Annotated in this window: 7 protein-coding genes; 3 read left to right on the forward strand and 4 right to left on the reverse strand. The window is 67.8% G+C overall.

The genetic code is table 11. The features are described 5' to 3' along the window. Positions 1-15: 15 nt before the first annotated feature. Complete coding sequence (locus ABE423_RS16150; RefSeq protein WP_125895918.1) at positions 16-1,113, reverse strand: Glu/Leu/Phe/Val dehydrogenase dimerization domain-containing protein; 1,098 nt, start codon at positions 1,111-1,113, stop codon at positions 16-18. Positions 1,114-1,391: 278 nt separating this feature from the next. Here ABE423_RS16150 and ABE423_RS16155 point away from each other — a divergent pair, with 278 nt between their 5' ends. Continuing rightward, a complete protein-coding gene (locus ABE423_RS16155; RefSeq protein WP_032129353.1) occupies positions 1,392-2,468 on the forward strand; it encodes an HDOD domain-containing protein in 1,077 nt (358 codons plus the stop codon). A gap of 3 nt (positions 2,469-2,471) precedes the next feature. Here the strand turns inward: ABE423_RS16155 and ABE423_RS16160 are convergent, their stop codons facing one another. The 3 genes from ABE423_RS16160 to ABE423_RS16170 form a co-directional block, all read right to left on the reverse strand. Then, a complete protein-coding gene (locus ABE423_RS16160) occupies positions 2,472-4,037 on the reverse strand; it encodes a phospholipase D family protein (protein ID WP_346486730.1) in 1,566 nt (521 codons plus the stop codon). A 93-nt stretch (positions 4,038-4,130) separates the two neighbouring features. Next, positions 4,131-4,829 carry an RNA pseudouridine synthase gene (locus ABE423_RS16165; RefSeq protein ID WP_032129355.1) on the reverse strand — a complete coding sequence of 233 codons (699 nt, stop codon included), beginning with the start codon at positions 4,827-4,829 and terminating at the stop codon, positions 4,131-4,133. Positions 4,830-4,876: 47 nt separating this feature from the next. Beyond that, the gene (locus ABE423_RS16170; RefSeq protein WP_005414217.1) at positions 4,877-5,377 is read right to left on the reverse strand and encodes a M48 family metallopeptidase; all 501 of its coding nucleotides are present in this window, start codon (positions 5,375-5,377) and stop codon (positions 4,877-4,879) included. Positions 5,378-5,439: 62 nt separating this feature from the next. On the opposite strand from ABE423_RS16170, the gene ABE423_RS16175 reads away from it, so the two are divergent. Both ABE423_RS16175 and ABE423_RS16180 read left to right on the forward strand, forming a co-directional pair. After that, positions 5,440-5,997 (forward strand): DUF2058 domain-containing protein, encoded by a 558-nt coding sequence (locus ABE423_RS16175; RefSeq protein ID WP_032129357.1) that lies wholly within the window; start codon positions 5,440-5,442, stop codon positions 5,995-5,997. Positions 5,998-6,157: 160 nt separating this feature from the next. Next, positions 6,158-6,424 carry a DksA/TraR family C4-type zinc finger protein gene (locus tag ABE423_RS16180; RefSeq protein ID WP_032129365.1) on the forward strand — a complete coding sequence of 89 codons (267 nt, stop codon included), beginning with the start codon at positions 6,158-6,160 and terminating at the stop codon, positions 6,422-6,424. The last annotated feature ends 182 nt before the right edge of the window (positions 6,425-6,606 follow it).

Raw genomic sequence — 6,606 nt, forward strand, 5'->3', positions numbered from 1 at the left:
GCGACATCGGCGGGTTCAACCGCCGCGCAGGTTGCCCAGGCGCGGGGTGCTGCGGCCCAGCGGCATCTTCAGCTTGCCGATCGACAGGATGCGGCTTTCGGCGATGCGGTCGGCGGCACGCTGCGGCGCGATGTTCTCGCGCTGCGACAGTTCGAAGATGCGGGTGAGGTTGTGGTAGATGCTGCGGATCAGGCGCATTGCGCGTTCGCGGTTGTAACCGTCGATCTCCAGCGACACGTTCATCACGCCACCGGCATTGACTGCATAGTCCGGCGCATACAGGATGCCGCGCGCATGCAGCTCGTCGCCGATCTCCAGGCTCGACAGCTGGTTGTTGGCGGTGCCGCAGATGATCTTCGCCTTGATCCGCGGCAGCGTGTCGGCGTTGATCGCACCTTCCAGCGCGCACGGTGCGAACACGTCGGCGTTCACCTCGTGGATCTCATCCGGTTTGACCGCTTCGGCGCCGAAATCGCTGACCGCGCGATCAACCAGCGCGCTGTCCAGGTCGGTGACGTACAGCTTGGCACCGCGGTCGCGCAGCAGCTTCACCAGTTCCATGCCGATGTGGCCCAGGCCCTGCACGGCGATGCTGGTCTTGCCCACTTCCTCATGGCCGAACTTGAAGCGCATCGACGCCATCAGTGCCTGCAGCGCACCGTAGGCGGTGAACGGGGCGGGATCGCCGGAGCCACCATGGACCTGGTGCACGCCTGTCACGAACTGGCTTTCCAGGTAGATGTTCTCCATGTCGTTGACGTCGGTTCCGACGTCCTCGGCGGTGATGTAGCGCCCGCCCAGGGAATCGACATAGCGGCCGAAGGCACGGAACAGCACCTCGGTCTTGTCCACTTTGGGGTCGCCGATGATCACCGCCTTGCCGCCACCCACGTTGAGGCCGGCCAGTGCATTCTTGTAGGTCATCGTCCGGCTCAGCCGCAGCGCATCGGCCAGCGCCTCTTCGGTGCTGGCATAGGGGCGCATGCGCACGCCGCCCAGGGCCGGGCCGAGGGTGGTGTTGTGGATGGCGATAATCGCCTTCAGGCCGGCGTCGTGGTTGTGGCAGAACACCACCTGTTCGTGGCCGGTGGTGGCGAGGGTTTCGAATAGCATGGCGTCTCCGATGGCGCGATCAGCGGCGAACTGCAGCGAACGGCCAGTGAACGGTAGGGTCCCAAAACAAAAAAAGCGACGTCGTCGGTGCAGGGGGACGGGTCGCGCGGCGCCATTCTAGTCCATTCCCCCGGCCGGTGCCGTCGACATCGGTGGCCTTCCGGTTAAAGAAGATGAAAGTTCGGCCGATGCTGCGACGACGGCGGGTGGCCGGATTCGCGTGAAGAGGCAGGGCGGTCAGTGACGGCAAGGGCACCACAACGACAGGGCGGGCGGCGATGACGCCGGCCTGGTGGCGATCACTGCGTGGCTGGCTGGCGCGCTCGACCGGGACGGCACCGTCCCGGTTGGCGGCGGCGTCGCGGCAGGCGGTGGCGGCGGCTGCGGCCAGCCTGCAGGGCGAGGCTCTGCCTTCGGCCGAGATCGCTGCACATCTGCAGCGTGGCCTGCATGCATTGGCCCTGTACCCGCGCCTGGCCGGTGAATCCACGGCGGTGCAGGCCGCGGGGTTGGGCGAGGCGGTGGCGCGCGCGCTGCAGGACCGGGACTGGGCGGCCCGTCAGCTGCCGCGCCGCCCGCAACTGCTGCCGCAGCTGATCCAGACGGTCAACGACGATGCTGCGTCGGCGCGGGTGATGGCGGCGATCATCGGCCAGGACCCAGTGCTGACCGGCAACCTGCTGCGCATCGCCAACAGCCCGGCCTACAAGGTGCACGAGCGCCCGGTGGAAAGCCTGCAGCGGGCGGTGACGCTGGTCGGTACCGAAGGCGTGCGACAGATCATCAGCGCAGTTCTGGTGCAGCCGGTGATGCAGGTGCAGTGCGAGGTGTTTCCGCAGTTCAGCACGATCATCTGGGAGCACGCACTGCTGGCCTCGCGCGCAGCCGCTGACCACGCGCGCACGGTCACTTTCGGCGATGCCTTCGCCGCCCAGTGGCTGGGCCTGGTACAGGGGCTGGGGGCCGCGCTGGTGATGCGCCAGCTGCTGCAGGAAGCGCAGGCACGAGATGAAACGGTGGAGCCGGCGCTGGCGCTGCAGCTGCTCCAGCAGTGGTCACTGCCGTTGGCGCAACGCGTGGCTGCGGCCTGGGAGCTGCCGGAGCCGGTGCACCAGGCGCTGGCGCCCGAGGCGGATGGCCCGCTGGCCGACAGCCTGCGCCTGGCCAGCGCGGCCGCAGCGGCCAGCCTGCTGTGCCGGCACGGACATGCCAGCCAGAGCCGCATGCTGGCCCTGCTTGAACAGTTGCCTTCGGCGCCGCCGCATGCGCTGCGCTGGATCTGGCGGCGCCTGCATGGGCGCAGCGTGGAAACACGGGATGACGCCGGACAGGAAGAGGCGGGTCCTGCGCCCTGAGCGCTACAGCTGCGATTCCACCGGCAGCCAGCTGATCACCCGCGCGGTCCAGCGCTTGCCCAGGCTGGCCCCGGGTTCGGCCTCCACCCAGTGCGGCGGTGGCTGCCGCTCCAGCCAGCGCAGGTCATCATCGCGCCCCAGCGCCAGCCACCAGCTGTGCTCCGGGCCGGCCAGGCGCAGGTACTCGTCGCGCAGCTGTGCACCGAGCGCCGGGTCATCGAACAGCACGCCCATTTCGGTATTGAGGTAGGCCGAACGCGGGTCGAGGTTGAACGAACCGACGAAACCGCGGCGGTCATCGACCACGAATGCCTTGGTGTGCAGGCTGGCGCCGCTGCTGCCGAACAGGCTGGCATCCAGCTGGCCGTGTGCCTTCAGTTCGTACAGCTGCACGCCGGCCCTCAGCAGCGGCACCCGGTAGCCCATGTAGCCGCCGTGTACCGCTGCCACATCGTTGGCGGCCAGTGAGTTGGTCACCACGCCCACCTGCGCGCCGCGTGCGGCCAGCGCCGACAGCGCCTCGACCCCCTCGTTGCCGGGCACGAAGTAGGGCGAGATCAACAGCGCACTGCGCCGCGTGCTGCGCAACTCGTCGCTGAGACGGCTGACCAGCCAGCCGCGGCGATCGTCATCGCGGTGCTTCATCGGCGGATCGGAAGCGATGCGCACGTTCGCGCTCCAGTGCAGCGGTTCCGGGCTGGGCCGCTGCAGCGCGCGCGACTCGGCCACGCGTTGCAGGTAGGGCTGTGCCTTGGCATGCATGGCATCCAGGTCCGACTGCCGTACCAGCTGCTGCAACTGTGCATCGGTATACGAGGCCAGTGCGGAAATCGGGATCGCCGTGCTGCTGTTCCAGTAGTCGTCGAAGATCTGGTTGGCCTGCTGCACGGCGGGGCCGGCCACCACCAGATCCAGGTCCTGGAAGTTCACATCGTCGCGCGCGCTGAAGTATTCCTCGCCGATGTTGCGGCCACCGACGATCGCGATGCGGCCGTCGGCGATCCAGCTCTTGTTGTGCATGCGGTGGTTCACGCTGAAAGCGCGTTGCACCAGCTCCAGCGTGCGCGCGATGCCGCTGCGGTTGCGGAACGGGTTGTACAGGCGGATCTCGATGTTCGGATGCGCATCGAGTGCCATCATCAGCGCGTCCTTGTCCTTGGCGTTCATGTCGTCAAGCAGGATGCGCACGCGCACGCCGCGCTCGGCGGCGTCGTACAGCGCCTTGGCCATCAGATGGCCGATCAGGTCGTCGTGCCAGATGTAGTACTGCAGGTCCAGGCTGCGGCCTGCTTGCGCGGTGATCATCGCGCGCGCGGCGAAGGCGTCCATGCCATCACTGAGGAACGCCACGCCGGACTGCCCGGGGTGTGCGTCCTGCAGCGGCACGATCTGCTGGTCGATGCGGGTCTGCGCCGGCTGCAGTGGCAGCACATGCGAAGGTGCGCCCTGTGCCTGCGGGGTGAGGTGGTCGGCCAGCAGCAGCCCGGACAGGACCAGCAGCAACAGCGCGGCGAGGATGATCGCAGCGACGCGCAGCAGGCGTCGCCACAGGGGCTTGGGCAGGCTCATGCCCCGATGGTAGATCCACGCCGTGCGTGGATGAAAGCCAATAGACCCGCTGCAGTAGATCCACGCCATGCGTGGATGGCAGGGATTTCGCGGTCAGAAGCGCTCGTCGCTGCCCAGATAACGCCACTGCCCCGCAGGCAGCGGTCCCAGTGCCACGCGGCCAATCCGCAGCCGACGCACGGCCGCGACCTGCAGGCCGGCAGCGGTGACCGCCACGCGCAGGCCCTTGGCCGTCAGGCCCTTGCCGGCGAAGCGCAGGCGCTGCTCGCTCTGCCAGCTGACCTTGGCGCCGCCCGATTCCTGCTGCAGCCGCGCCATCAGCCACGGGCCGCGCTCGGGACCGCCTTCGGCCACTTCGATCAGGTATTCCTGTTCGGTGCGGCCCAGATTGCGCTGCAGATGGGCCAGCGTGGCCGGGTCCTGGCTGACCACCACCAGGCCGCTGTCGCTGGCCGGAAGCGAGGCGGCCAGCTGCAGGCCGTGGAAGTGACGCTGAAGCGGACGGATGTCGCTGGCATCAAGTTCGCTGCGGCTGTCACTGCTGACCAGCGCACACAGGGTTTCAGCGGCAACGCCTGCCGGCTTGTGCAGCAGCATGCTGACCCGCTCGGCCTTTTCATCGCTGGCCTGCTCGGCCACGACGATCACCGCGCTGTCATCGACCGGGCGCTGCGGCTGCTCTACCACCTCGCCATTGACGCTGACCCAGCCGCCTTCGATGTAGCGCCGCGCTTCACCGCGCGGGATGCCGAGCAGGGCGGACAGGCGTTTGTCGAGACGGATCGGTTCCATGGCGGAAAGGTCAGGCAGGGGGCGCGCAGTGTAGCCGCTGCGGCCGGTCAGCGCTGGCCGCGGTTGGCCAGCTCGGTCAGGTACAGGCGGGTATCGAACTCCAGCTGCAGGTACTCCGGCTCCATGTGCTGGCACAGCTGGTAGAAGGCCTTGTTGTGATCGGCTTCCTTCAGGTGGGCCAGTTCATGCACCACGATCATGCGCAGGAACGCCGCTGGTGCCTGGCGGAACACGGTGGCGATGCGGATCTCGCGGCTGGCCTTGAGGCGACCGCCATGCACGCGGGAGATGGCGGTATGGGTGCCCAGCGCATGCTTGATCACTTCCAGCGTGTTGTCGTAGCAGACCTTGTTGAGCGGCACCGACTTGCGCAGGTAGCGGTCCTTCAGCTCCTGCGTGTAGTCGTACAGCTGGCGGTCGCTGCGCACCTCGTGCGGATCGGGATAGCGCTGCTGCAGCCAGGGGCCGAGCTTGCCCTGCGCCAGTAGTTCACTGACCTGGGCGACCAGGGGTTCGGGATAGCCGGTGAGGTACTTCAGGACTGCCATGCAGGGGCGGCGGGGCGTCGGTAGAATGGGGCATCCAAGATTACACGCGGTACGCATCGACCATGGCAAAGCCCAACGCGCTGCAGGAACAATTGCTCAAGGCCGGCCTGGCCAAGAAGTCGCAGGCCAGCGCTGCCGCGAGCGCGCAGGCCAAGGCCCGGCAGGGCAAGGCCGAATCGACCTCGGCCGATGTCCAGCGCGAGGCTGAACGGGCCCGCGCCGAGAAGGTCGAGCGCGACCGCGCACTGGCCGCCGAGCGCAATGCCCAGGCCAGGCAGGCTGAACAGAAGGCCCAGGCCCGGCAGATCATCACGGCCCATGCCGTGCCTCACAAGGGCGACGACGAGTACCGCTTCAGCGATGGCGCGGCGATCCGCACCCTGCTGATCGACCCCAAGCTGCGCAAGGCGCTGTCGGTGGGCGTGCTGGTCATCGTTGCCCACGGCGAGGGCTACGCCCTGCTGCCGCGCGCCGCTGCCGAAAAAGTGCGTGAACGCGCCCCGGAGGCGATCATCGTCGACCACGGCCAGCCGGGCTCGACCGCCGAGATCTCCACCGGCAATGCCGAGGACGACGCCTACTACGCGCAGTTCCAGGTGCCGGACGACCTGGTCTGGTAAGCCAAAAAGGGGACGGAGGGGATTAAGTCGCAAATGGCCTGCTCCGGCCCGTCTGCCTTCTGCTCAGCTTGCTGAAGGCCTGCCGGTCATGGCTCGGCGCTACCGTTTGCTGCGCGGTGTATCGTCCCCATATCAGGCGACACACCTGCGGAGGATGGCCATGGCCACCGGTTGGGCGGGAGACGGCGCGGTCCAAGACCAGATCGACGCCACCGTCGACGATGCGATCGCCCGCGCGCGGCGCCAGCTGCGCGAGGGGCCTGGTCTGGAACATTGTGAGGAATGCGACGCGCCGATCCCGTTGGCGCGGCGCCAGGCCGTGCCCGGGGTACGGCTGTGCGTGGCGTGCCAGCAGGCGCATGACGACGAAGCGCAGGCGCATGCCGGCTACAACCGGCGTGGCAGCAAGGACAGCCAGTTGAGGTAAAGGTTGTTCGGCAGGGCTGCGCCCTGCACCTGCCGAAGCCTTCAAGCCAAGGCAACTTCAACGTCAAAAGCGGGCATTCCGCAGGTAGGCGGGACGGTGTGGGTAGGCAGGACACGCCGTAAACCCTTCCATGGGGGCTCGATGGCGCCATCCTTGGCGCCAACGGTCCTGCCTACCCACAC

Origin of the sequence: Stenotrophomonas sp. TWI1409, assembly GCF_039673015.1 — a bacterium.
Classification (GTDB): Bacteria; Pseudomonadota; Gammaproteobacteria; order Xanthomonadales; family Xanthomonadaceae; genus Stenotrophomonas; species Stenotrophomonas maltophilia_A.